25 protein-coding genes are annotated in these 23,475 nt (G+C 45.5%); 12 read left to right on the plus strand and 13 right to left on the minus strand.

Annotated features, from left to right (window positions below; all coding sequences use genetic code 11):
* Positions 1–26: 26 nt before the first annotated feature.
* From ASD40_RS27110 to ASD40_RS27120, 3 genes are read left to right on the plus strand one after another with little or no spacing between them, the layout of a single operon-like run.
* Complete coding sequence (locus ASD40_RS27110) at positions 27–1,226, plus strand: oligogalacturonate lyase family protein (RefSeq protein ID WP_057306206.1); 1,200 nt, start codon at positions 27–29, stop codon at positions 1,224–1,226.
* Positions 1,223–2,809, plus strand: coding sequence for a sulfatase family protein (locus ASD40_RS27115; RefSeq protein WP_057306207.1), 1,587 nt, complete (start codon positions 1,223–1,225; stop codon positions 2,807–2,809). Before ASD40_RS27110 ends, ASD40_RS27115 begins: the two co-directional genes overlap by 4 nt.
* Before the next feature lie 33 nt (positions 2,810–2,842).
* The gene (locus ASD40_RS27120) at positions 2,843–3,544 is read left to right on the plus strand and encodes a DUF1961 family protein (RefSeq protein ID WP_057306208.1); all 702 of its coding nucleotides are present in this window, start codon (positions 2,843–2,845) and stop codon (positions 3,542–3,544) included.
* 78 nt (positions 3,545–3,622) lie between these two features.
* Here the strand turns inward: ASD40_RS27120 and ASD40_RS27125 are convergent, their stop codons facing one another.
* The 4 genes from ASD40_RS27125 to ASD40_RS27140 all read right to left on the minus strand — a co-directional run bounded on the left by ASD40_RS27125 (position 3,623) and on the right by ASD40_RS27140 (position 10,100).
* Positions 3,623–5,731: a molybdopterin oxidoreductase family protein gene (locus tag ASD40_RS27125; RefSeq protein WP_057306209.1), complete on the minus strand. Its 2,109-nt coding sequence runs from the start codon at positions 5,729–5,731 to the stop codon at positions 3,623–3,625.
* Positions 5,732–5,806: 75 nt separating this feature from the next.
* On the minus strand, positions 5,807–6,157 hold the full coding sequence (gene nirD / locus ASD40_RS27130; RefSeq protein ID WP_063860271.1) for a nitrite reductase small subunit NirD: 351 nt from the start codon (positions 6,155–6,157) through the stop codon (positions 5,807–5,809).
* Between the two features lie 28 nt (positions 6,158–6,185).
* Positions 6,186–8,603 carry a nitrite reductase large subunit NirB gene (nirB, locus tag ASD40_RS27135; RefSeq protein WP_057306210.1) on the minus strand — a complete coding sequence of 806 codons (2,418 nt, stop codon included), beginning with the start codon at positions 8,601–8,603 and terminating at the stop codon, positions 6,186–6,188.
* Positions 8,604–8,858: 255 nt separating this feature from the next.
* Positions 8,859–10,100, minus strand: a complete 1,242-nt coding sequence (locus tag ASD40_RS27140) for a nitrate/nitrite transporter (RefSeq protein WP_057306211.1) — start codon at positions 10,098–10,100, stop codon at positions 8,859–8,861.
* Between the two features lie 474 nt (positions 10,101–10,574).
* Here ASD40_RS27140 and ASD40_RS27145 point away from each other — a divergent pair, with 474 nt between their 5' ends.
* Both ASD40_RS27145 and ASD40_RS27150 read left to right on the plus strand, forming a co-directional pair.
* Positions 10,575–11,225, plus strand: coding sequence for an ANTAR domain-containing response regulator (locus ASD40_RS27145; protein ID WP_057306212.1), 651 nt, complete (start codon positions 10,575–10,577; stop codon positions 11,223–11,225).
* Positions 11,222–12,253, plus strand: a complete 1,032-nt coding sequence (locus ASD40_RS27150) for an anthranilate phosphoribosyltransferase (protein WP_057306213.1) — start codon at positions 11,222–11,224, stop codon at positions 12,251–12,253. Before ASD40_RS27145 ends, ASD40_RS27150 begins: the two co-directional genes overlap by 4 nt.
* Positions 12,254–12,300: 47 nt before the next feature.
* On the opposite strand, the gene ASD40_RS27155 is transcribed toward ASD40_RS27150, so the two are convergent.
* On the minus strand, positions 12,301–13,065 hold the full coding sequence (locus ASD40_RS27155; protein WP_057306214.1) for a peptidoglycan-binding protein: 765 nt from the start codon (positions 13,063–13,065) through the stop codon (positions 12,301–12,303).
* 547 nt (positions 13,066–13,612) lie between these two features.
* On the opposite strand from ASD40_RS27155, the gene ASD40_RS27160 reads away from it, so the two are divergent.
* Positions 13,613–14,602, plus strand: coding sequence for a ketoacyl-ACP synthase III (locus tag ASD40_RS27160; protein ID WP_057306215.1), 990 nt, complete (start codon positions 13,613–13,615; stop codon positions 14,600–14,602).
* Here ASD40_RS27160 and ASD40_RS27165 read toward each other — a convergent pair.
* The 6 genes from ASD40_RS27165 to ASD40_RS27190 form a co-directional block, all read right to left on the minus strand.
* Positions 14,582–14,866 (minus strand): hypothetical protein, encoded by a 285-nt coding sequence (locus ASD40_RS27165; RefSeq protein ID WP_057306216.1) that lies wholly within the window; start codon positions 14,864–14,866, stop codon positions 14,582–14,584. The two genes, ASD40_RS27160 and ASD40_RS27165, sit on opposite strands and share 21 nt — an antisense overlap.
* Complete coding sequence (locus tag ASD40_RS27170) at positions 14,866–15,213, minus strand: hypothetical protein (RefSeq protein ID WP_057306217.1); 348 nt, start codon at positions 15,211–15,213, stop codon at positions 14,866–14,868. The genes ASD40_RS27165 and ASD40_RS27170 overlap by 1 nt, the downstream gene beginning before the upstream one ends.
* Positions 15,214–15,224: 11 nt before the next feature.
* The gene (locus tag ASD40_RS27175; protein WP_057306218.1) at positions 15,225–15,515 is read right to left on the minus strand and encodes a hypothetical protein; all 291 of its coding nucleotides are present in this window, start codon (positions 15,513–15,515) and stop codon (positions 15,225–15,227) included.
* Positions 15,516–15,600: 85 nt separating this feature from the next.
* Complete coding sequence (locus ASD40_RS27180) at positions 15,601–16,329, minus strand: glycosyltransferase family 2 protein (RefSeq protein ID WP_057306219.1); 729 nt, start codon at positions 16,327–16,329, stop codon at positions 15,601–15,603.
* A gap of 6 nt (positions 16,330–16,335) precedes the next feature.
* Entirely contained in the window at positions 16,336–17,433 is a 1,098-nt protein-coding gene (locus ASD40_RS27185; RefSeq protein ID WP_235549393.1) for a glycosyltransferase family 2 protein, read from the minus strand.
* A gap of 4 nt (positions 17,434–17,437) precedes the next feature.
* Positions 17,438–18,232, minus strand: a complete 795-nt coding sequence (locus ASD40_RS27190) for a glycosyltransferase family 2 protein (protein WP_082562470.1) — start codon at positions 18,230–18,232, stop codon at positions 17,438–17,440.
* A gap of 214 nt (positions 18,233–18,446) precedes the next feature.
* Here ASD40_RS27190 and ASD40_RS27195 point away from each other — a divergent pair, with 214 nt between their 5' ends.
* The 5 genes from ASD40_RS27195 (at position 18,447) to ASD40_RS39150 (ending at position 21,401) form a co-directional block, all read left to right on the plus strand.
* Positions 18,447–19,364 carry an NAD-dependent epimerase/dehydratase family protein gene (locus ASD40_RS27195; RefSeq protein WP_057306220.1) on the plus strand — a complete coding sequence of 306 codons (918 nt, stop codon included), beginning with the start codon at positions 18,447–18,449 and terminating at the stop codon, positions 19,362–19,364.
* A 623-nt stretch (positions 19,365–19,987) separates the two neighbouring features.
* On the plus strand, positions 19,988–20,212 hold the full coding sequence (locus ASD40_RS27200) for a class I SAM-dependent methyltransferase (protein ID WP_057306221.1): 225 nt from the start codon (positions 19,988–19,990) through the stop codon (positions 20,210–20,212).
* 48 nt (positions 20,213–20,260) lie between these two features.
* Positions 20,261–20,437 carry a class I SAM-dependent methyltransferase gene (locus ASD40_RS39515; protein ID WP_442952719.1) on the plus strand — a complete coding sequence of 59 codons (177 nt, stop codon included), beginning with the start codon at positions 20,261–20,263 and terminating at the stop codon, positions 20,435–20,437.
* Positions 20,438–20,643: 206 nt separating this feature from the next.
* Positions 20,644–21,174 (plus strand): adenylyl-sulfate kinase, encoded by a 531-nt coding sequence (gene cysC, locus ASD40_RS27205; RefSeq protein WP_200957471.1) that lies wholly within the window; start codon positions 20,644–20,646, stop codon positions 21,172–21,174.
* A gap of 104 nt (positions 21,175–21,278) precedes the next feature.
* The gene (locus tag ASD40_RS39150; protein WP_268795925.1) at positions 21,279–21,401 is read left to right on the plus strand and encodes a hypothetical protein; all 123 of its coding nucleotides are present in this window, start codon (positions 21,279–21,281) and stop codon (positions 21,399–21,401) included.
* A 240-nt stretch (positions 21,402–21,641) separates the two neighbouring features.
* Here the strand turns inward: ASD40_RS39150 and ASD40_RS27215 are convergent, their stop codons facing one another.
* Entirely contained in the window at positions 21,642–22,367 is a 726-nt protein-coding gene (locus ASD40_RS27215; protein WP_063860270.1) for a sulfotransferase family 2 domain-containing protein, read from the minus strand.
* A gap of 366 nt (positions 22,368–22,733) precedes the next feature.
* The gene (locus ASD40_RS38865; protein WP_327205309.1) at positions 22,734–22,958 is read right to left on the minus strand and encodes a glycosyltransferase family 2 protein; all 225 of its coding nucleotides are present in this window, start codon (positions 22,956–22,958) and stop codon (positions 22,734–22,736) included.
* A 344-nt stretch (positions 22,959–23,302) separates the two neighbouring features.
* On the opposite strand from ASD40_RS38865, the gene ASD40_RS37505 reads away from it, so the two are divergent.
* Positions 23,303–23,473, plus strand: a complete 171-nt coding sequence (locus ASD40_RS37505) for a hypothetical protein (protein ID WP_156390199.1) — start codon at positions 23,303–23,305, stop codon at positions 23,471–23,473.
* Positions 23,474–23,475 lie beyond the last annotated feature (2 nt).

A 23,475-nucleotide genomic window follows, 5' to 3' on the forward strand; every position in this document is an offset into this window, starting at 1 on the left:
ACGTTATAACCAAAGGAGCAGAAACGATGACAATGACAAGAGCTAGAAGCGGAAAAGGATCCGTTTGGCCTTCGGAAAGGCGTTGTTTTACAGATCTGATAACAGGCGTAACCGTAACTCAGTTAACGAATCACTGCTCTCACAGTCACCATATTTATTTTACGAATAACGGCTTCTATGGAGATGGGAAGTTGATCTTTGGATCGGATCGCGAGAATGTTACCAATCTATACAGCATCGATATGCACGATGGCGTGATTACCCAATTAACGGATTTGGAACGCGGCCGTGAATCACGGATTCAAGGGACCTTTCTTCATCCTGATGGACATGAGGCCTATTTCTACTATGACAACTCGATTATGGCAATTGACCTGGGAACGATGGAAGAACGTATTCTCTATTCGATTCCCGAAACATATAAATTCGGCAGCTTGAGCTGCACCCCAGACGGGCAGTGGTTATGCTTCGGTCTGAATGAGGATTTAACGGACCGTATCGCGATGGATACCAAGAACGGTTACTTGGGTTTTGAGGAGTATTTCCGTGCGAAGCCGCACAGTATGATTATGGCGGTTTCCCCTGTCAACGGGAAAGTGATTAAGCTTCATGAGGACCAGCTTTGGATCGGCCACGTCAATACGTCACCAACGCAAGCACATCTGCTGACATTTTGCCATGAAGGGCCTTGGGAGCAGATCGATCATCGGATCTGGGTGTTGGATATCGCAACCGGCCAATATTGGAAGGTAAAGGATAAGCAGCCTAATGAATATGTCGGCCACGAATATTGGCTGGCAGACGGCATTCATATCGGCTACCACGGTTTTACCAATTCTCTTGAGGATCACACCGGGAAAATAATTGGGGCTGTCCTTTTTGATAACAGTCAGGCCCAGCAGTACGAATTTCCTTTTCAAAATATGCATGTACATTCAAATGATCTATCACTTGTTATCGGTGACGGTCAGCAAACGAGCGCTTATCATGGACAGCAATTCCAGGATACGCTGCAGGTATGGCGGAATGACGGATCCGGGTTTAATGGTCCACGTATTCTATGTAAGCATCGTGGAAGTTTCCATTCGCAAATTCTTCACGTTCATCCGAGGCTAAGCCCGGACGGTAAGCATGTGCTATTTACGAGTGATATGTCGGGATATGGAAACTTGTACATGGTCGACATGCCGGAATTCGAATCTTTACCCAAGATGCCAGTTACATGAAGACACAACCGAATCTGCTTCTCATCTTTACGGACCAGCAGCGATGGGATACGTTGGGGGTTTACGGAAATACAACGATTCAGACGCCGCATTTGGATCGGTTGGCGCGCGAAGGTGCAGTATTCGAAAATGCGATTACCCCGTACCCTCTCTGTGCTCCTGCCAGAGCCTGCACGATGACGGGGTTTGCTGCGGGAAAGACGCATGTGTTCAATAACGAATCAGCCTCTGCTATTGCCACCGATGAGTCGATAGCGGCTTATTTGTCCAAAGCAGGATATCACAATCAGGCGATCGGAAAGATGCATTTTACACCAGATGAGCAAACGTATGGCATGGATCATCTCATTTTATCGGAAGAAATGAGGGGCGTACGTACAGCTGAACGGATACAGGATATCCGCTTTGATGATTATGACCGATACCTGATGGAGCATGATGCCTGGGGGTGGGAGAAACCTCCAGAGATCGGTTATAACGAACTAAAGCCGCTTGTGAACGGCCTACCCAAAGAGCTTCATATCACACAATGGTGCGGGGATCGAACGGTAGAGTGGCTAAAAACGGAAAGACCCTCAGACAAACCTTTTTTCTTATGGACGTCGTTCGTCAAGCCTCATGCTCCTTTCGATTGTCCTTCACACTTGACGGATCTATATGCTCCGGAAGAAATGCCGAGGCCTTGGGTTTCCGATAAGGATGGAACTTCGAAAAATCCTTATTTGAAATCGCATCGTCAAGCCATGGAAGCCGATTTGTACTCGGAGTACGCTAATCTCACAAACAGGGCATATTATTATGCCAACATTACGTTTATCGATGAACAAATAGGTCGGATCATGCAAACGCTAGAGGAAGAGGGGCTGGCGGATCATACACTCGTTATTTTCACATCGGATCATGGAGAATTGCTCGGCGACCACCGATTATGGTTTAAAAACTTAGGGCACGAGGGCAGTTTGCACATCCCGATGTTAGCATGGTGGCCTGGCGTTATTCATCCGGGTACCCGCTGTGATGAATTGACTACCCTCCTCGATATTTTCCCTACTCTGGTTAATCGGACCAGTGAAAATTGCAATTACGACGGAAGGTCGGGTTTGGATCTATTGGAACTGCTCACGGAACCTTCCTCGGTACGCCGAGATGTCGTCTGTTCTGAATTCTATGTGGCACCCAACTATATGCTCCATGTCCGCAGCAAAGAGTGGAAATACCTCTTTTATCAGAATGGCGGTTACGAAGAGCTGTACAATCTTCTTAGTGATCCGCATGAGCTTATTGATTTAGCGGAAGATCCAGACTTTCAGCATGTAAAAAAAGAGCATCAGACGGCAGCCGTTGGTTGGGTCAAAAACTATGGAAATCCTGAAATTGCTCTCGATGAAACAGGCTATAAGTTGAAAGTAATTCCTTTTCAGCCTCAAGAAGCCAAAATGAACCCAAGGCCGTTCTCGCGAATGCCTTGGGATTCCAGAGTTCCGCCTTCGATGCTTCCTGAACAGCAGCGCTCCTGGTTTTGGAAGGCGTTGGGCGGAGATTGGAGCAGCCTTATAACCTTGTTTGGATCAAAAGATAAGTAGTACACCAATCGTTGAGTGAGGATGACGTACAACATGGATTGGAACGAAATATTTATGCTAGATGAGCTTTTATATCAAAATCCTTTAGCCATGGAAAGTGATGTGTTTGATTTCAAATTGGAAGGGCAGGCCGCTGCCAGTTTTCCACTGAATCGAATGCGGCTGGAAAATAAGCTTGACCCAAAGCTTGAGCAAAAATCGAATTTTGTTTATTGGTGTCCGATTGAATTTCCAGACAACATCGCGATCACTTGGGATTTTTGGCCGATTCATGAGCCGGGGCTTTGCATTTTGTTTTTTGCCGTAAAAGGGATCCGTGGTGAGGATTTGTTTGACAGCCGGCTTTCGGTAAGATCAGGTGCGTACGACCAATATCACCATGGAGATATCGATGCTTTCCATGTATCCTACTTCAGACGCAAGGAAGAAGAGGAGCGGAGTTTTCATACGTGCAATCTGCGTAAAAGCTATGGCTTTCATCTGGTTTCGCAGGGCGGAGATCCGATCCCGTCTGTAACCGATGCCAAAGGTCCATACCGAATGAAATTGTTTAAATGGGGAAGTGAAATTTTATTCGCCATCAATGATCTGACTGTCATTCATTGGACCGATGACGGAAAAACATTTGGGAAACCCCTTACCGGAGGGAAAATCGGCTTTCGCCAGATGGCTCCTCTTATCGCCGAATATGCCAATCTTACTGTATATTCGATTTCAAAAAAGCATGCTTTGTAAGCTCATACCTCTCTATACCCACAGAAAAAGACCGCATCAACTTAGTTTTTTGGCCAAGCCAACTAAGCTGAGTGCGGTCTACTCGACACGCTCCACTTTTACTGCGCATATTTTAAACTCGGGCATCCGACTCGTGGGATCCAGCGCATCATTCGTTAATTGATTAATCGAATGCTCATCGCCCCAATGAAAGGGCACAAAAACCGTACGAGGCTGAATACCTTCCGTCACTTTGACTTCGAAAACCAAGGATCCACGGCGGCTTGTAATGCGGATCTTGTTATCCATACTCAGTCCGATTCTCTTAGCAAGCCACGGATGAATCTCGGCAACGGGAACGGGAGCCTTCTTATTAAGAGCTTCCGTTCGACGTGTTTGTGCGCCGCTTAAATAATGATTCGCCAGCCTCCCCGTTGTTAACACAATGGGGTAATCTGAATCGATTGGTTCTGCCGGCATTTTCGGCTTAATACCGAACAATCTGGCTTTGCCGTCGGAATGATTAAAATGATTCTCGAATAATAGCGGTGTTCCCGGGTGGTCTGGAGCTGGGCACGGCCAGAATATGCCTTTCTCCTCCTGAAGCCGCCCATACGTAATGCCACTGTAATCCGCTTTCCCTCCAGCCGTAGCAGCTGCTAACTCGCGAAACACATCTTCAATACCCGCATATTGAAAATAGGCTCCCCTACCCAACGCTTCCGCTAGCTGACAAATAATATGGAAATCAAGTCTGCTGTTTCCTGGAAGCTCCATCGCTTTCTGGCGGTGAAACACACGTCCTTCCAGATTGGTCATCGTACCTTCTGCTTCCGCAAAGGATGACCCTGGTAATAAATAATGAGCGTAACGCGCCGTTTCCGTTTCGAACATGTCAACGACAACAAGCAACTCCAGCTTCTGCAGAGCCCGCTCCACCATCCGATTATTAGGGCTGGATACCAGCGGATTCGATCCGAGAACGATCAAGGCTTTGATTTCACCTTCATCTATCTTTTGCAGCAGCTCGTAAGCAGAAACCCCTTTGCCAGGCAGCTCACTCGGATCGATTCCCCATACCTTGGCAACATGCTCACGTGCAGCTGGGTCCTCAATCAAACGATAGCCCGGCAGTTGGTCCGCCTTTTGCCCATGCTCGCGTCCGCCTTGCCCGTTCGCTTGACCTGTTACGGCGCCATAGCCGCAGCCTTTGCGCCCTATTTTACCGGTGATCAAGGCTAAATTAATGTAATTCAGCGTGTTCTCTACACCATTTACTTGCTGTTCCAAACCGCGTGCTGTAAGCACAATCCCCGTCTCCGCCTTGGCGAATCCACGAGCAATCGTACGAATTACAGCTTCTAGAACGCCGGTTAGCTCCTCCACTCTCGCTGGAGTGAAAGGCTTAACAGCCTCCTTCAATTGCTCAAACCCAACCGTACGTTCTTCTATGAATCGATGATGAACGAGCTTCTCTTCTATCATGACATGCAGGAGTCCGTTTATAAAAACAGAATCGAATCCCGGTTGTAGTCGAACATGGATATCCGCTACCTTCGAAGTCATGGTATTACGCGGATCAATCGTAACGATCACTGCGCCTTTTTTCTTTGCTTCAAGCAAATAAGGCATCATCGTCGGCTGGCATTCCGCAATATTCGTTCCTGCAAGAATGATATATTTGGCATTTGGAATTTCGGTTAGAGGCATTGTCATCCCGCGATCAAGACCGAAAGCCTGATTGCTGGCTGCGGCCGCCGAGGACATACAGTATCTTCCGTTATAATCAATGTATTTGGACCTGAGTGCTACTCGGGTGAACTTACCAAGTAAGTAACTAACTTCATTAGTAAGCGAGCCTCCGCCATAAACGCCAATGGCATCTCGGCCATGCGCTGCTTGAATTCCTTGAATCTGTTCAGCAATGTCTGCAAACGCATGGTCCCAAGAGACCGTTCGCCACCGCCGTGGCTCACCATTCTCCCTCGTCAATGGCTCAAGAATCCGATCGGCATGAAGCACATGATCCAGTGCATTCAATCCTTTCTGACAAAGACGGCTAGTCGCCACAGGAAAGTTAGGGCTTGGTTTAATCGTGAGACCTGACGTCTTTTCACTCGGCGTAATCTCCAATCCGCACTGCATGCTGCAAAAGCAGCAATGGGAGGAGGGTTGTTCTTTAGGTAATGTCAATAGTGCTGATTTCAACGCACTCCACCCCCGATGATAAAGCTCTCTATGAAATCTCAATGTATTTAAATGGGCTACGCGGTCAACAAAGTATTAGCAGGCTAATTCTTTGTTTATCGGAAATCCAATAAATACCGTACCATCATGAACTTTCGTTGAATACGTTTGTACACAACCCGTATCCGGCGCTTGAACGAGACCGGAAGGAAGATGAATCTTGCGATCATGCATCGGGCAGAAGACGTGGTCATCACATACAATTCCTTCTGCAAGGACGCCCTCTTTATGCGGACAACGGTTCTGGATGGCTTGAAGCTTACCGCTTTTCAGTTTGAAAAGTGCTACCTCTTCTCCTTGATACCGAATCGTTTTTCCTGTGTTAACAGCTAACTCATCATAAGAAACGGCCTGCACCCAAATCATTTGCTCTTCTTGTGTTTTCATAGTCTGCTCCTCCCGACTTCCTCTTTTTCTAGTTAAGCTCTACGACTTCATAAAGGTCACGTTGAATTTTTTTGCTATCAATTGCTTGTTTCCAAGGGTCATTCGTCACAGAAAGCGCTAGATCCATTCGAGCACACAATTGTTTACGCTCTTCCTCATTCTCCACCACATCACGAATATGCTCGATACCAAGTCGGTGTACCCACTCACTTGTTCGCTCACCATATTTACCCGTTTCGCGATAGTACTGCAGATAAGCTTCTGTATATTCGATAATCTCTTGCTCCGTCTTGACTGTAGTTAATAGGTCACCAACACGTACTTTCACACCGCCATTTCCTCCGGCATAAAGCTCCCAACCGCCATCAACCGAAACGACGCCTAAATCTTTGATTCCTGATTCCGCACAATTTCGAGGACATCCAGATACAGCCAGCTTCACTTTGGCAGGTGTGTTCAAGCGTTCAAAACGTTTCTCCAGCTCGATACCTACCCCCATCGCGTCTCCCGTGCCGAATCGGCAGAAGGTTTCACCTACGCACGTTTTTACAGTTCTTAAGGCTTTACCGTAAGCATAACCGGAAGGCATATCCAAGGCTTCCCACATTGCGGTTAGATCTTCTTTCTTCACACCAAGCAAATCAAGACGCTGTCCACCTGTAAACTTCACAGTAGGGACTTTGAACTGCTCAGCTACTTCTGCAATACGCTTCAATTCCGTTGGATTAGTTACTCCGCCATATATCCGTGGAACTACGGAATACGTTCCATCTTTTTGAATGTTAGCGTGCATACGCTCATTTACGAAACGTGAAGTACTGTCGTCTTTATACGTATCTGGACTTACCATACCCAGGTAATAATTAAGTGCAGGACGGCATTTCGAGCAGCCTTCTTCATTTTTCCAGCCAAGGACGTTCATCACTTCCCGCACATGGGATAACCCTTTATCACGAATCGCTGCAACGACTTCATCCCGTGTATGGTCTGTACAAGAGCAAATCGTCTCTTTCGCAGCGTTCTTATCATAGGAAGCACCTAGTGTAAATGCCAACAAATCACTAACCAGTGGTTTACAACCGCCGCAAGAACGAGAAGCTGTCGTGCAATTTTTCACTTCATCAACTGTCGTTAACCCTTGATCCTTGATCGCTGAACAAATTGTTCCTTTTGTAACGCCGTTACAACCGCATATGATGGCATCGTCTTTCATGTCAGCAACACCTGATGCCGCTCCGCCCCCGGATGAATCCGTCAAAATGGCCGTTTTTTCCAAGCCGCTAACATCTGTTTCTTCCCGAATCATTTGCATAAGTCGCGTACCATCCGCCGTATCTCCGAAGAGAACCGCGCCGATGATTTTATTGTCTTTAATCACAACTTTCTTATAAACACCGGTGAACTCATCATGAATACGAATGGCTTTCGTGTCTTCCGCATCGCCGAACTGTCCGCCAGAGAATACATCAACACCAGAAACTTTAAGCTTCGTATAAAGGAGAGATCCTTCATAAGGACCAGTTTCCACGCCGGCCAAATGTTTAGCAAGCACAGCACCTTGCTCGTAGAGCGGCGCTACCAATCCATAAGCAATCCCGCGATGCATCGCGCATTCCCCAACCGCATAGACGTTTGGAACACTCGTTTGCAAATAGTCATTCACAATGATGCCAGGATTGCACTCAACGCCAGCCTTTTTCGCAAGTTCAACATTGGGACGAATCCCTACAGCCATAACGATAAGATCGGCTTCAGCAACGGTACCATCCTTGAATTTCAAGCCGGTTACCCGCTTATCGCCTACGATTTCCGCGGACTGCTTCTCGAGCAGGAAGTTGATGCCTTGCTCTTCAAGCGCTGCTTGCAGCATTTTGGACGCCGTTCGATCAAGCTGACGCTCCATAATTGTATCTACAATATGAACAACATCAACCTTCATACCTAAGTTTAGGAAACCTCTCGCCGCTTCTAATCCTAATAAGCCGCCACCGATCACGATCGCTTTTTTATACTTTTTAGCGGACTCGATCATAATTTCACAATCACGAATGGTTCTGTACGCCATAACCCCTTCTTTATCAGCGCCAGGCATTGGAATCATAAAGGGGTTAGACCCTGTAGCCAAAATCAATTTATCATAAGAAACCGTCAGTCCCTTATCACTCGTTACGGTTTGAGCTGCTGTATCAATGTCTGTTATCGTTTGGTTGGTATGCAAGGTGATGTGGTTATTCGCATACCATTCATAGGGATGAATGACGATATCCTCTACTTTGGAATCTCCGGCAAGTACATAGGACAACAAGATTCTGTTATAGTTCGGATGCGGTTCACTTCCGAAAATCGTAACTTCATATTTGTCAGGTGTAAGTTTAAGCAAATGTTCAACAGCGTTAACACCCGCCATTCCATTTCCTACTAATACCAATTTTTCTTTTTGAGTCATTGCCATCTTCCTCTCTAATATATCTATCTCTATATCCCATTTTTCTTTTCCACATCCGATTAAAAAGGGCCATTCGGGAGCTCACGCTCCCAAATGGCAAAATTGGGATATGGAGCTTGAGAAGTTCGATTTGAACTTCCAAAGACGGTAAGTCGTAAACGTCTTTGCGCATGCAGCCTGAACACTCAAGCTGCATGCGCAAAAACATTTAATTATATGCCGCTGGCCATACGACCAGCGGCTTGAACCTATTACTTATGCATGCACACTATCCATAGAAGCAGGAGCTGCCTTCACTTTGCCGCCTTCGCCGATCCAAGATTTTTTCCATTTGCCTTGTACAACAACAATAATCAGGATACAGGCAATAGCAATGGCACTTAGAATTAGGAAACCAGGGGTAAAGGATCCTGTTGAAAGCTTCAAGTTACCAAGAATTTTCGGCAAGAAGTATCCGCCTAGACCTCCGGCTGCTCCAACGATCCCTGTAATCATACCAACCTCATTCGAGAAGCGTTGCGGAACAAGCTGGAACACTGCTCCATTTCCCATCCCCATACACATCATACCGATGAAGAGAAGGGTCGTCGTTATCCATAAGCTTGGAAGTGACGATACAATGGCAAGCATGATTCCAATCACACCGTACAGAGTCATTAGCATGCGTATACCGCCCATTTTATCTGACAGCCATCCGCCTACTGGTCTGAAAAAACTGCCGGCAATAATACAAATCGTTGCAAAGTCAGCAGCCATTACCGGACTAAGCTTATATTGGGTATTGAAGAAAATCGTTAAATAGTTGGCCATACCGGAAAAACCGCCGAATGTGACCATATATAGGAGACAGAACACCCAGGTATCTTTTTGTTTGAGAACACGCCCATAGTCGGCAAGTTTAGCTGGCGCCGGCTGAGTGGGACTGTCTTTAGCTGTAAAAATAAAGATAAGGAATACCAGAATAAGTGGTAATAATGCTAATCCGAAGACCACGTGCCAGTTCCCAAAGTGCTGTGCCAGTCGGTTTGCGAATAATGTTGCAAAGATCGTTCCACTATTCCCTGCACCGGCGATGCCAAGCGCTAATCCTTGATACTCAGGTGGATACCAGCGACTTGCCAATGGTAATGCGGCAGCGAAGCTGGCCCCTGCAATACCCAGCATTAGTGCTACAAAATACATGTCACTAAGTGAATCTGCAACTTTCCAAGCGAATACCAGAGGAACTACCGTTAATATCATACCGATAATAGCTGTTTTTTTGGGACCAATTCGATCTGTAAGATAGCCAAGTACGAGTCTTAGAACAGCGCCCCCAAGTGCTGGCAGAGCCACCAGATTCGCCTTTTGAGCAGCATCTAGAGAGAAATCCTTCGCAATAAGCACCGACAGCGGTCCAAGCATAACCCAAATCATAAAGCTCATGTCAAAATACAAGAAAGCACTAAATAATGAACCTTTGTGACCGCTTTGCAAAAAACTCTTCCGATCGACCATGATACCCTCTCCTTTGTATGAGGCTTTGAGCGCCTTCTTCTGTTTCTTACTTCCCATCCTTTAATTGCTGATGACTGTTCTTGACAGAAAAAGCCGACAAACATACCCCAGCATGCGCGGGATGTTTATCGGCTTCTTTGCCACTGCTGCCACTTCATCGTGAACAGCATGTTAGATGATTTGCAATTAAAAGAACATAAATAGCCTATCCGGTTACGTATTTGTAAGGGGATAGGCGCCATTGCCTTCGTTAGTGGCACATCATTGTGCCGATTTCTAATTTGATTATAGTATGACATTCCCTTCGTGTCAATAAACATAACACAAAAAAATTTTATGTGAGATTTCTAATACATATCGACAAATTTTAGATACTTATGCTATAGTAATGCCGTATAATAAATCATTTTACCCATAAAACCTAACATGAAGTTGCCATCTGAACAGAAGCTATCCACGATAGGAGGTATTCAAATGTTACAATCATTTATTCTGATCGACGAGTTTAAACAAACTCGCTCAGCTACCTCCTTTTCGTCGTCGACTACCAATATGAATGTTACGGATAATGAAAAGGAATCCTTGCCTGAAGCGATGCTGAAGGATTTGGGATTTCGTATATATGTAGCATCTAATGAAAAAGAAATTTCATTTATGATTCCCAAGGTCGATGCCGTATTATTATCAGTAGGCCCTGATCAAGTAGAGCCATGGCGCTCCCGCGTGTTGGCTCATCGCAGCCTTCCCCTTTTCTGGTGGTGTGATGCCCGCACTTTTCCTTCTAATGAATGTAGAATGGACGCAGGTATTGATGGTTTGATCGGTTCTGCGATGAGTCCTCTAGAAATTCACTGTGCACTGCTCCTTGGTATGAACCATTACTTCCAACGAACCGAATGGCAGCAAGAGCGCGAACAGCTTCTCTCCAAACTGGAGGAGCGCAAATGGGTCGATCAGGCTAAGCGAATCTTATGTGAAATCAAGGGTATCTCCGAAGCAGAAGCTTATGATTTTTTACGCAAACAAGCCATGAATGAACGTAAACGCATGGTAGACGTTGCTACCTCCATCGTCAAGGTGTATCAAATACTAAAGGATCAGAAACAAGGAGGCCGCAAACGATGATATCCTTATTAAAAGAAGTAGGCCGCGGAAAGCGCGGAGCCAGAGACCTTTCCTATGAAGAGGCTTCCCATGCAGCAGAGCTCATTCTAACCGGAGCCGCTACACAGGCTCAAATGGGCGCATTTCTCGTTGCAGAACGCATCAAAATGGAATCTCCCGAAGAGTTAAAGGCCTTCATCGATGCCTTGCGCCAGCGTATCCATACCTATCCAATAGCCGGCAGCATGGATTGCGCCGGACCTTATGATGGACGCTCACGCACGTTCATTGCGACTTTACCGACCGCGTTCGTTCTCGCGGCCTGCGGACTTCCCACTACGCTGCACGGCAGTCCAAGCATGCCGCCCAAATGGGGCATCACGCTGTCCGATGTGCTAGCGGCACTTGATGTACCCGCGCTTGACGCATCACGTGAAGCGCTCATATCAGCTGCAGCGCGAACAGGCTTCTTGTTCGCACCAACAGAGAGCTGGTGTGCACCGCTCGGCGAGCTGCGCGAACTGCGCAAGGAACTCGGTCTTCGGACCGTGTTCAACACAGCAGAGAAACTGCTGCGCTTTACGGAAGCACCCTTCATGGCTATCGGTGTATTTCACGGCACTGTGTTCGAGAAAATTACCAATTTATTAATCGAACTGGGCGTCTCCCGCGGTATTGTTGTGCAAGGTATGGAAGGCTCCGAAGACCTTTCCGTTGACAAACGCACACGGACATACCTTATTCAAGAAGGCGCCAGTGAATTATTCATTGTTGATCCTGAGATTTACGAATTAATGGTCGAGGTGCCGGAGGTTGAATGGACTGCTCAACTGCAAGGAGAAACGGCTCTATCCGTTCTTCGCGGAGATGCCGAGCTCCCCTACTTGAATATGGTTTTACTGAACAGCGCTGTGCGTCTGTGGGTTTCCCAAAAGGCTGGATCCATTGAAGAAGGTATTTATTTGGCCCGACATGCGATTGAGCAAGGGGCTGCCCTACAAAAATTCACCGAGTGGACGGAAGCGATTAAGCCGGTATCTGCCACTTAATTTTTATACTTATGAAAAAAGAGCCCCAAAGGGCTCTTTTTTCATTTTCATTTTCCGATAAACTGCTGGGTAAACATTTTACCACACGGACCGCCGTTTACGATGCCGATCCCAATATGGGTGTAATCTTTGCTGAGTATATTTGCTTTGTGTCCTGGAGAATTCATCAGCGCCTCATGAGCTGCTTGTACACCTTGATTGCAAGCAATATTCTCTCCTGCCGCGTTATACGTAATACCGAATTTCTCCATCATATCGAATGGCGAGCCATACGTCGGTGAGTCGTGGGAGAAGTATTTGTTATCGACCATATCTTGGCTTTTTAGTCTAGCCGTTTTGGTAAGCGCCGGATCGACCGCTAGCGGGGAAAGCCCCACAGCAGCACGCTCCTTGTTAACCAAGTCCAGCATTTGCTGCTCCTCCACCGTTAATTCCGTAGTCGATGGGACTTGCGGTTTAGGTGTAGGCATAGGTGCAGCTGGTGGAGGGGCTGGTGTTGGTGTCTGCTTCTTGGCAATTTTTAAATTACCGTAAGCCCACAGGATGGATTGCAGTGTTTGATCATCTACATTCCCAGTCGCAGGAAGGCCATATCTGCTTTGAAACGCTTTAACACCCGATTGAGTTTGATTACCATAGTAGCCCGTAATAGGTCCGCTATAGTAACCAAGTGACTTCAGCATCCCTTGCACCGCATAGACATCAGGTCCCTTAGCCCCTTTACCATAGGCAAAAGCGGTGGTTGTGGATGAGCAGAACAATGCGATACAGATTAGAATAATCCAGACATGCTTTTTTTTACCCTGTAACATGCGTTTACGTTCACTCCCCGTCGTCTTCAGTATCATTCGTCGCACAGTGGGCGATAGCATTAGAATGACCAAATTCACGACTATTATCCATAATAATGAAATACGGGTTGGCTACCGTATCGAGGTAATAGGAGAGCTGGTGCTAAACTAAACCTCTTACGTAGTACAACTTTCGGCCAAGCTAATCCGCGTCTTCCTCAGAAGCCCCCTAATAAGATTGGAGTCATCAATATGCAATAAGGTACAATATTGGTGAGGGGGGAATGAGACGTAGCAAAACATTGTTATTTAGCGAATGATTATGCATATCCATAATATCACTTAGCCCAGCAATCTCTATATTTGCAGGCATTGGGTGCAAGCATTGGCATAGGAAGAAGAGCCGACTGATCAGCACACCGGTAATAGCAATTTCACTTTAGCCCTTTTGGACAAGATTTTTTTATCCCGCTCATTGACTTTACCCTGAGTATCCGATAAAGTATATTTATGCTTATTTTTAGTACCTAGTACTAATATCTGATACTAATAAAGGAGTGAATCATTGATGTCCATCTCTCCCCCATTACAAGCTCGAATCACTGCAATCGGCAGCTACGTACCCCATCACATACTAAGCAACGCGGATCTTCAGGGAATGGTCGATACGAATGATGAATGGATCGTTCAGCGCACAGGAATTCGGGAACGTAGAATTGCAGCAGCGAATGAATTCACAAGTCATTTATGTATAGCAGCCGTACAAAATATGCTCACTAGATATCCGACATCACTGAGCGATGTTGATTTAATAATCGTCGCTACCCATACACCGGATCTGCCTTCCACCCCTGTCGCTTGCCTGATTCAAGCTCATTTCGGCATCCCTGAAACGGGTGCCTACGACCTCAATGCCACCTGCTCCGGGTTCGCTTATGCCCTGCATACAGCAAGCAGCCTTGTTGCTGCTGGGGTACACCGCAAGGTTCTCGTCGTCGGTGGGGATTCCTTATCCAAAATTACAGACTACACGGACCGTTCCACCTGCATTCTTTTCGGTGATGGTGCCGGAGCCGTGATGGTTGAAAGAGAAGAAGAGAATCCTGCTTTCCTTGCTCACCATCTTGGATCGGACGGTACAGGCGGCAAGCATGTATACCGAACCGGACTTGCCTCAGAATTGAACGGAACGCCACTAACAGGTGAAGGCAAGCTCGTCCAGAACGGCCGCGAGGTGTACAAATATGCCGTAACGACTGTCCCGCAAGGAATCGAGAAGCTGCTCGCAAAAGGCCGTTTACCTCATACTGCAATTGATTGGTTCATTCCTCATAGCGCTAACCTTCGGATTATTGAATCCATCTGTGAAAAGAGCGGTATTCCATTCGAAAAAGCGCTGTACAGCCTTGAATACTATGGCAATACATCCGCGGCTTCCATTCCTCTTGCTTTGGACCTAGGCATACAAGAGGGTAAGGTCACGGCCGGTGATACGCTGCTTCTTTTTGGTTTTGGCGGGGGTCTTACTCATGCGGGATTAATCATGCGCTGGGGATGACCCGCGAGCGACATCCTTGCTAATCCAAGGCTTGCCGGGCGTTCCTAACTGGCGTTGACGTGGACTTTGTTTCGTTAATTTCTGAATCATCGAACGCTGGTATTCACTTATCGTCTTGAGATTCTCAGCCATATAGACAGCAAGCTGCTCGGAGACCGCTACTTGATCCGCGATCGTCTCTATGATTCGGCATAAGGCTCGCTGGCTTCTAGCCAGCGAGGTTAGCATATGCAATTCAATTCTCTCACGATTCGATGCTTTCATTATTTCCCATCCTCACCAAACGAAAATAAGTTCCCCATTCCGTTCGAACCGTCTCCCTCCGCTCCTGCTCCCGATTCATTTTGTCTAAGAAGAGCCTGCATATGTCGGTTTAAGGAGTTCTCCATCTTCGTCAAGCCATCGATGAGCTCAATCACATACTCATGAATCTCTCCGGATTGTTTCATCTGATGTTCATGCCCCTCTAAATTCGTTGAGTTAATATGATGGCAAATCCAGTTGCGCGATTTCTCTGCTTCTACAACTCTAGCTTCCAACATCAAAGCTATTTCTTGCTGCAGCTTTGCTGTAGCATCCAACATTTTCAAATACAGATCATTTCTATTCAAGGCATATCCCTCTATTCTTCATCTTCAGGATCTTTCATTTCTTTCATGACAATTTCCGTTTGCTGCGCGATTGCCTCTTCCAAATTAGCTAAGCTATTTAAATAAGCCGTTATATTCTTAGTTAGTTGTAATGCTTGCTCCTGCAGCATGCCTATGCCATCGAAATTAGGATGCGAGTCAGGTATATCGTTGGCAATGGTGGCCATTTGTGTCGAAACACTTCGGTGTGTCGCCAAGATTCTAGACATCTCACGATGCGATGCTGCAATGTGGGAAATAATCTTTGTCACTCGCTGTTCCAATCTCTTTCGCCTCCAACTCCACTTTTTCACTCTAAGTTATGCAGCAATGCAGAGAACGGTTACTCCAGCAGCTTCACGCCCGGCCTTATATGAAGCTGTGGGGGTCAACGCCCCATTTATCAATAAACTTCTGGCGATTTTGCTGCAGCAGCCCTTGCACAGCCTCTTGACCCGTTTTGCTAAAGCTTGCACTGCCATGATGGAAGATGAAGCAATCCCCTGTTATCAGCAATCGATATCCAGCAAGCCGAGCCCGATAGCATAAATCATCGTCTTCGAAGTGCCCCGGGGAGAATCTTTCGTCCATAAAGCCGACTTTATCTAACAATTCCCTTTTGAAAAGTAAGCAAATCCCGACCAAGCGTTCTGTTTCCTGCCATAAAGAAGTATTCATATTGTTATATTTCGCTGCCATGTCGGCTATGTTCGTAAATGGTTCCTGAATCTGCTGTTTACCGCTCGCATAGTTCGTCACAGGACCTACCATACCTATGTCCTCACTACTGTATAAACAGCTCAGCAAGTTATCCAACCAATTCGGAGTCACGATGGTATCGTTATTGAGCAGCATCAAAGCATTTCCAGTCGCAATGTGAAGGCCATAATTACAAGCAGCGGGGAAACCGCGATTCGTAGGAATTGAAACCAGCTTCAACCTCTCTCTATAGCAGTACTCCAGGGTTCCATCCTTTGATCCATTATCCACCACAATAATTTCAAATGGGACTGAAGTATGGCTGCGAATTGAAGCTACACACTCTTTCAGTAAAGTAAGGCCATTGAAAGTAGGAATAACGATACTGGTTACCTGCATGGTCCCTCACCTCTCCAGAAACTCCCTTTTTCTAATGATATCAGGAAACACGATTCGCTCACCTTTCATCTTCATCGCAAGCTCCAGCGCCTCTACATGATCGCCAATAATCATGCGGGCGACCGGGTTGTCTTCCCCTTTATTGTGACTTCGGATTTTGTTCATAGATATGACGTTAACACTTGTTGGAGCTGTAATTCGTAACCCAGTCAGAATCGCGTTTACCTGTGCTTTGGGCGGAACCATTAACTCGGAACATCCGATATGCTCCAGCGCCTTCCTCGATAGAGCATGCGGAATGGCCGTGAGCGAGTTCGCATTCAATTCCGGTCTTTTCAACGTTATGTTAAGAAACCGTTTCATCACGGTTACGGAATCCCAGAGTGAAAATGTAGGTAAATACGGTGTTATGTTGTTTAGAGCAATATCGGAGCCGCGTTCAACCTCATAGATAAAAGGAATAAGTTTCTCGGCCTCCACGACAAAATCTCCATCCAAAAAGAGCAAAATATCCGATTGCGACAGTTTGGCACCTATCGATCTCCCGACATCATGGCCCAACGGATCGGGGTAATGAATAATGAGAGCATGCGAGTGCGCTCTTACCTTCTCTAAGGTGCGATCACTTGACCCATTCACTATAATGATGATTTCATCCAAAGGTAGTCGATTCAACTGCTCCATTACTTTTACAATGGTATGCTCTTCATTCATCACACTCACTATCGCGCCAACGGAACGCGCTGTAGGGATAAGCATCCAATCGGGGACATTCAATTTAGCAGCTTTACAGTAACCTTTCACATACCCTTTCGACGCTGCTTCATAGCTTAACGAGTTGGTAGCAAGTAACCGGGAATTAGCCCAGTGTACCCAAAGGTTATTGAGTGCTTTCTTTTGGTAAGGCTCCTTCGTAATATTGTGCGCGAGCGCATCTTGTTGACCCGCTCGTTTCCCCCAATTTCTCCAATATAACTGGGTTCTTGTTAGGGAAGGAGTGTGCATAGCGGGGGAACGAAGCACGGATTTCTTAAGCCGGATTCGTTTTTTTTTTACTACCGCAGACAGGGGTTGAGGGTTTCGTTTCTTGATGCTCAGCTTCATGTGATCACCTCATCATTTCTCTAATACGCAATTGGTCATGTAAACTCGCTCTTTCATCAGAGGATTGGATCAGCCACCAAATGGCTTCCAAATGATCACCGATAATCAGATCACCTACAGGATCTACATCTTTGGCCCTTCTTCGGATGCGATTTCTGATTCCGACTTGGATAAGCTGCGCTGCCTTGACTTGAAGTCCGCGTTGTACAGCTATTACTTGAGCCAAAGGTGGAACTGCTAGGTTCTCAGCTCCTATGGTGTCGAGCGCTTTGCGACTAATTGCGTGTGGGATCGTCGTCATGGAGGCGCCTTGTAAGTCTGGTCGGCCCAGTATCGCATTAAGCGCGTGTTTGGCTAGAACGACCTTATGAACATTCGCTTTCGTTATGATTCCGTTATATTTATTTAATGCTACATCCACGCCTTGCTGCACTGCTCGGATCAGTGGGATCGTTTCCTTGGCAGATACAACAAAATCGGCATCAAGGAATAGTAGGATATCCCCTTTAGCTTCCATAGCACCTATGCTTCTCCCAACATCATGTCCTAGCCGTTGACTAAACGAGATAACCCTCGCCCCTAATTTCGTCGCTACACGTTTACTACCATCCGTAGAACCATTATCAACAACAATAACTTCTGTTTGTGGATGCACGCGGAAAGCTTCCCGAATGACTTTGGCCAAGGTACGAACTTCGTTGCAAACCGGAATGATGACCGATACTTTAGGCTGATGCTGAGACAAGGTGACGCAGGAGATTGGCTGCTTCCGTTTCCGCTGAATACGCTGGTTTCTCAATTCGTTCTCAACTCCTGTCCATGGCGGAATACCTGCTTTATATATTCTATGATTGCAAAAGAAAGGAGACAGGGCAGAAGCCGTACAAGTAGAAAACAGGCATTTGTACAGCCTATCCTGTCACATTAAACATGGATCTGGACATATGTCTTGTACCGCTTTCTCCTCCTCCACGTAAGATAACGAAGATCCATGCAGAAGAGAGGAAACCAGGATGAAAGCTGTCGTTACCGGAGGTGCAGGCTTTATCGGCTCGCACCTTGTGGAAGAGCTCCTTGCCGAGCAATTTGAGGTCCATATCATCGATAATCTGATTTCAGGTAAACAGAAACATGTAAATCCCCAAGCCATCTTCCATTTGGCAGACATCAGCAGCGAACAAATAAAACCCCTCATCGTAGATATCCGTCCTGATGTTGTTTTCCACCTTGCGGCTCAAGCAGATGTCCAGCGCTCCATTCAAAATCCTGGGTACGATGCCATTGTGAATCTAGTGGCAACGATCTATCTACTTGAGGCATGCCGTGACGCAGCTGTTAGCAAATTCATCTTCGCCTCCACTTCCGCCGTATACGGAAACTTGCAGAAAGAGCAGATCGTCGAAACAGACCCGACCTGTCCTATTTCCTACTACGGCATTTCGAAATATTCCGCCGAATCCTACATTCGTGTGTTCCACCATCTATACGGTCTGCCCTACACCATTCTTCGTTATGGAAATGTATATGGGCCCAGACAAACGCCCAAAGGAGAAGGCGGCGTCGTTGCCGTTTTTATGGAACGCATTCAAAAAGGAACACCGCTGACGATTCATGGCGACGGTGAGCAAACCCGCGATTTCGTCTATGTCAAGGACGTAGTACGTGCAAACGTAGCTGCTATGAAACGCGGCGAACAGGAGATCATTCATGTCAGCACTGCGAATCGAACATCCATCAATGATTTGGCGCGGCTGCTGACGGAATTTCACGGGACAGATCTACCCATTATTCATTCCTTGGCTAGAGAAGGGGATATTAAACACAGTTGTCTTGACTCTCGAAAGGGGCTTGAATACCTGGAGTGGCAGGCAAGGTATGAGATTCGCGAAGGCTTAGAAGAAACTTACCGATTTTATATGAACGATGTATGAAAAAGAAAAAAAAAGAAATGGGCTTAAAAAAACCGATAGTCCTAATAAAAGGGATTATCGGTTTTTTTCGTTATATAAGCAAACCTTTAACGTTTTTAGCACAATTTAGAATCAAAGAGAAGTCGCGATATTTAATGCAACGCTATTGAAAAATAATGAATTCGGAAAACCTATACTTAAAGAAACTTGTGAACTTATTCAGGAAGAAAGAATTCGTCATGGTTTAGGTCTGGACCCCATGTTACCTAATCTTTAATCCGCCTTTAGGGCTTACCACTGAGAAATTCTTGCACTATTTCTGTGGGGCAGCTGTTCGAAACATAGTTGACCCTTTGTGTATTGTTAAATGAAAGGCGCTATATGTCCGACGCTATTTTTTGAGATCATAACTTCATGATGTCAAAGATCGAGTTGCTTATTTTATGACAAGCGTTAGTGCGCGACGACGGACGAAAAACGCAGCGAACTCTATAGTTGGATAGGAGTGAAAAAACATATGCCGATTTAACCCGCTGTCTATTTTTCAATCGTTGGGACATCTATAAGTTTCGGCCGCGTTAATAGAGTCATATAGTATATGCAGAAGCTAATCTAACATTGAAATACGGCAGGCGGTGATCATTATGGATGATGAAACCAAAAAACAGGAAAGTATGTACGCTACTTCGAAGCAGTATGCGCTCATCGATCATCACAACCGTTATGAGTTTGCCTTAAGCTTCGTTGCGAAGGACAATGTTGTTCTGGATGCAGCTTGCGGGTGCGGTTATGGTATCGGTTTCATGGCTGCAAACTCACCTGCAAGTAAGATTGTCGGAGTGGATCGTTCCGATCATGCGCTGCAGTAGGCACATAAATACTTTCCCCATCATAAGGCGGTCTACATCAAAGCAGATATGGTGTTGGAATTCCAAAGCGCTCTACCAATCAAGCAATATGACGTCATCACTTGTTTCGAGACGGTGGAGCATATACAAAAAGACGGCCTATTTATATCCAGGCTGTTTGCGCTTTTGAAGCCGGCTGGCGTCCTGTTCATTTCCGCTCCAACGAAAACGTTTATCCGCATTTAAATAATCCTATTTTCCCAGGGCGTGTGAATCCCCTTCACTATTGTCATTACCGCCCGTTTGAATTGGAGCAGTTAATGACGAAACAAGGGTTTCAAGTGCATGGACGATATACGCAGCGTCTTCAAGGGCAACAGGTTGTAACAGGCAATGACGGCTTCGTCAAAGTACTGGTCTATCGAAAGAAGCAGAACTAGGGAGGGATTAGGTTGCAAAAAGGCGTTACTGTATGGTTCACCGGTCTATCGGGGGCTGGCAAAACAACGATTTGCCGGCAGTTGGAAAACCAGTTGCAGGATTCCGATTTGAAGCTTGAGCTTCTGGACGGAGATGAAATTCGGCGCCATTTTTCATCTAATGTAGGCTTTTCCAAAGAGGACCGGATGACTCATATTCAAAGAATGGCTTATATATCCAAATTGCTAACCCGCAATGGTGTGCTTGTGCTTGCTTCGTTTATAACGCCTTATAAGGAAATGCGCGATTACTTAAGAACCGAGATCGGGTCATTTCTCGAGGTTTATGTGAAATGCCCGCTGGATGAATGCATACAAAGGGACGTGAAGGGTTTGTATGCGAAGGCATTGAATGGTGATATCAAGCAGTTCACAGGAATTTCCGACCCGTATGAGGAGCCCGAGAGTCCGGATCTTATTATCGAGACGGATAAAGAAACGGTGAAAGAGAGCGCCATGAGAGTCATAGCTTTCTTAAAGAATCTCGGTTATATCAGCAATTAAGTGCGCGACCCTATGTAACGAAACCTGCTCAGCCTATCGAACAGGTTTCTTATGTTCGTTTCCGTACTGGAGAAGGAACCTGCAGCCACGGGGAAGCCGGAGTCTTGGACTTCACCTTTGCGGCAGGCATGATCCCGGTAATCTTCTTGGTTAGCGATTCGGATGGAGTTTCCAGCGCGGTCATTCATAATCAAGCAGGTAAAATATTACTATTCATGAAATATTAAACATACAGTAAGTGAAGCCCGGGATTTAATGTACAACACTCAGCTTCACGAGCATATCCGTCACGACTCATTTCAACCCATTTTATTACGCCGTCCGCTTTATTCGAATAATTAAAGACGGCTAAATCTTCGCTCAAGAAAGAACCTCTATTCCCAACATTAGGAGAAGGAGGTTCTTTTGGCATGAGAAAACCGGTATCGGGAAACATTCCGGCTCTCTCATGTTATTGGTATCAGACGCTAAGATAACAAACTCTGCTCCTGTTTGTACTTTTGCAATTCCATTTTCTCCTTGGCCGTAAGGGAACTTAGCTTTTGAGCAAGGAGCTGTTTAGCATAATCATACAGTTCTAAATCCAATTCGTTATATTTTTTAATTAAATTAATGACAGGAGCCGGGACTTCTTCTTTGGAAAGGCGCTTCTTTGTAATATTTTGTTTCGTATAGTGGATATTTTCCCAACCGTACTCCTTTTTCAGCAAAAAGAGCGTTTCGTTAAACATTTCCGTGGTTCCGACAACAGTAAATGTTTTTAAGATTTCCTTCGCTTTCTTAAGGTCTGGATGATGAGGTATACCGGATGTCATGACTGTCTGAAAGTTGTAAGCTTCGGCTTCCTTCATCACAAATTCTTCAAGCATCATGGATCTCACTCTCTCGAATCCCGGGTACGTCTGTAAAAAGTAGTATAAGGAAATGACTCGGTCTACCGGATCACGCAGCATGGTAAAGTATTGAAAGTGTTTCGGAAAATACTGATGTATACCGTAAAGGTAGTGACCTGCAACTGCCTTGATTTGTTTTTGCACCTCTTGATTTAATTGACCACACTTCATAATCTTGCCTTGATAAGTGTCATGATCAAATATTTCATTAATATTGAATTGTTCTCCAAAAATCTTATTCAAAGTTGTCCCGCCGGTTTTGGGTATATGCATAAAAATTGTTATTTTATCATGAAGCATGAAAATTCCTCCATTCCTGCTATTTGAACAAGTTCATGCTAAAGCCCATCATAACTTTTTCATGTATTCCATAAGCTATGGGTGATAATAGTTTTCAAGAATAGAAATCTCCCTGTTCATTTCTTCTTGACATTTTCTTGTGCCCTTCTTATCATGTCTCCTAAATTTGGTGAGTACTTCGTCTAAATAATACATTTTGCATCCGTTTACCAGTAATCGAAGCCAAATCTCATAATCGTGTGTAAACCAAAAATACGCATTGAAGTAACCTATTTGGTCAAATAAATTTTTATTTACAACCACTGTGCTGTCATTAACAGCGTTATAAATTCAACTATTCACCGGAAGCTGCGCGAATCCCATGATTTAATGCTGTAGCAGTCCTCCGTTCACTTTCCTTAAATAACGGATTTTACTGTGATATGGCGTTACCTTTTCGTTAAAAGCCGTTGAACCGTCATCTACAAGTATAACCTCTATATTCTTGTAGGTTTGATTTAACGCACTTTGAATGGACTGATTAACATATGGGCAATTGTAATACGGAATAATGATGGAGACTTTCGGTCCATTGCTTTCCCTCCCGAGAATGCACTATTTTGTATTCCAAATTAATGTATTGTAGATTAAGTGGAATCCATATTATCCTCAACCATTAAGGCCTGTAGTGATTCCATTCTCGATCCGGTTAATGGCAACAGTGTTGCGGTGAATTGAATGCGAAGATTCGGGCCTGCACCTGCCGTGACGATTCCTAATGTTCCGAATAGTGAAGTAGAGAAACAGGAATGGAGATTGCACCACTGAAACCAATATTCTGTGATGTTTGTGCATCCAAAAATATACCCATAATGTCCACCTCTTTTCTAGGATGTACTCTATCATATGAATACGATTCTATTTATGTATAGACTCTAACGAAGGGAGATTGGCAGATGAGAATACTGCTCGCCACTTATTGGGTGGTCCCGCATATGGGTGGTGTATGGAACTATATGCTGCAAATAAAGCTGGAGTCGCTTGGACACGAGGTAGATTTATTAGGTTACGGTGGTGATGAGAGAAATCGGATTCATATCGTAAATGAAAACCGGAAAATAGAGTAAAA

Origin of the sequence: Paenibacillus sp. Root444D2, from assembly GCF_001426375.1 — a bacterium.
Taxonomy (GTDB): Bacteria; Bacillota; Bacilli; order Paenibacillales; family NBRC-103111; genus Paenibacillus_E.

Bases quoted from the DNA above. Each gene is read 5' to 3' on its own strand.
- ASD40_RS27115 (WP_057306207.1), top strand. From the start codon at position 1,223: ATGAAGACACAACCGAATCTGCTTCTCATCTTTACGGACCAGCAGCGA.
- ASD40_RS27195 (WP_057306220.1), top strand. From the start codon at position 18,447: ATGAAAGCTGTCGTTACCGGAGGTGCAGGCTTTATCGGCTCGCACCTT.
- ASD40_RS37505 (WP_156390199.1), top strand. From the start codon at position 23,303: ATGAGAATACTGCTCGCCACTTATTGGGTGGTCCCGCATATGGGTGGT.
- ASD40_RS27180 (WP_057306219.1), bottom strand. From the start codon at position 16,329: ATGCAGGTAACCAGTATCGTTATTCCTACTTTCAATGGCCTTACTTTA.
- ASD40_RS39515 (WP_442952719.1), top strand. From the start codon at position 20,261: ATGGTGTTGGAATTCCAAAGCGCTCTACCAATCAAGCAATATGACGTC.
- nirB (WP_057306210.1), bottom strand. From the start codon at position 8,603: ATGACTCAAAAAGAAAAATTGGTATTAGTAGGAAATGGAATGGCGGGT.
- ASD40_RS27120 (WP_057306208.1), top strand. From the start codon at position 2,843: ATGGATTGGAACGAAATATTTATGCTAGATGAGCTTTTATATCAAAAT.
- ASD40_RS27155 (WP_057306214.1), bottom strand. From the start codon at position 13,065: ATGTTACAGGGTAAAAAAAAGCATGTCTGGATTATTCTAATCTGTATC.
- ASD40_RS27110 (WP_057306206.1), top strand. From the start codon at position 27: ATGACAATGACAAGAGCTAGAAGCGGAAAAGGATCCGTTTGGCCTTCG.
- ASD40_RS27160 (WP_057306215.1), top strand. From the start codon at position 13,613: ATGTCCATCTCTCCCCCATTACAAGCTCGAATCACTGCAATCGGCAGC.
- nirD (WP_063860271.1), bottom strand. From the start codon at position 6,157: ATGAAAACACAAGAAGAGCAAATGATTTGGGTGCAGGCCGTTTCTTAT.
- ASD40_RS27140 (WP_057306211.1), bottom strand. From the start codon at position 10,100: ATGGTCGATCGGAAGAGTTTTTTGCAAAGCGGTCACAAAGGTTCATTA.
- ASD40_RS27145 (WP_057306212.1), top strand. From the start codon at position 10,575: ATGTTACAATCATTTATTCTGATCGACGAGTTTAAACAAACTCGCTCA.
- ASD40_RS27165 (WP_057306216.1), bottom strand. From the start codon at position 14,866: ATGAAAGCATCGAATCGTGAGAGAATTGAATTGCATATGCTAACCTCG.
- ASD40_RS27215 (WP_063860270.1), bottom strand. From the start codon at position 22,367: ATGCTTCATGATAAAATAACAATTTTTATGCATATACCCAAAACCGGC.
- ASD40_RS27150 (WP_057306213.1), top strand. From the start codon at position 11,222: ATGATATCCTTATTAAAAGAAGTAGGCCGCGGAAAGCGCGGAGCCAGA.
- ASD40_RS27200 (WP_057306221.1), top strand. From the start codon at position 19,988: ATGGATGATGAAACCAAAAAACAGGAAAGTATGTACGCTACTTCGAAG.
- ASD40_RS27185 (WP_235549393.1), bottom strand. From the start codon at position 17,433: ATGAAGCTGAGCATCAAGAAACGAAACCCTCAACCCCTGTCTGCGGTA.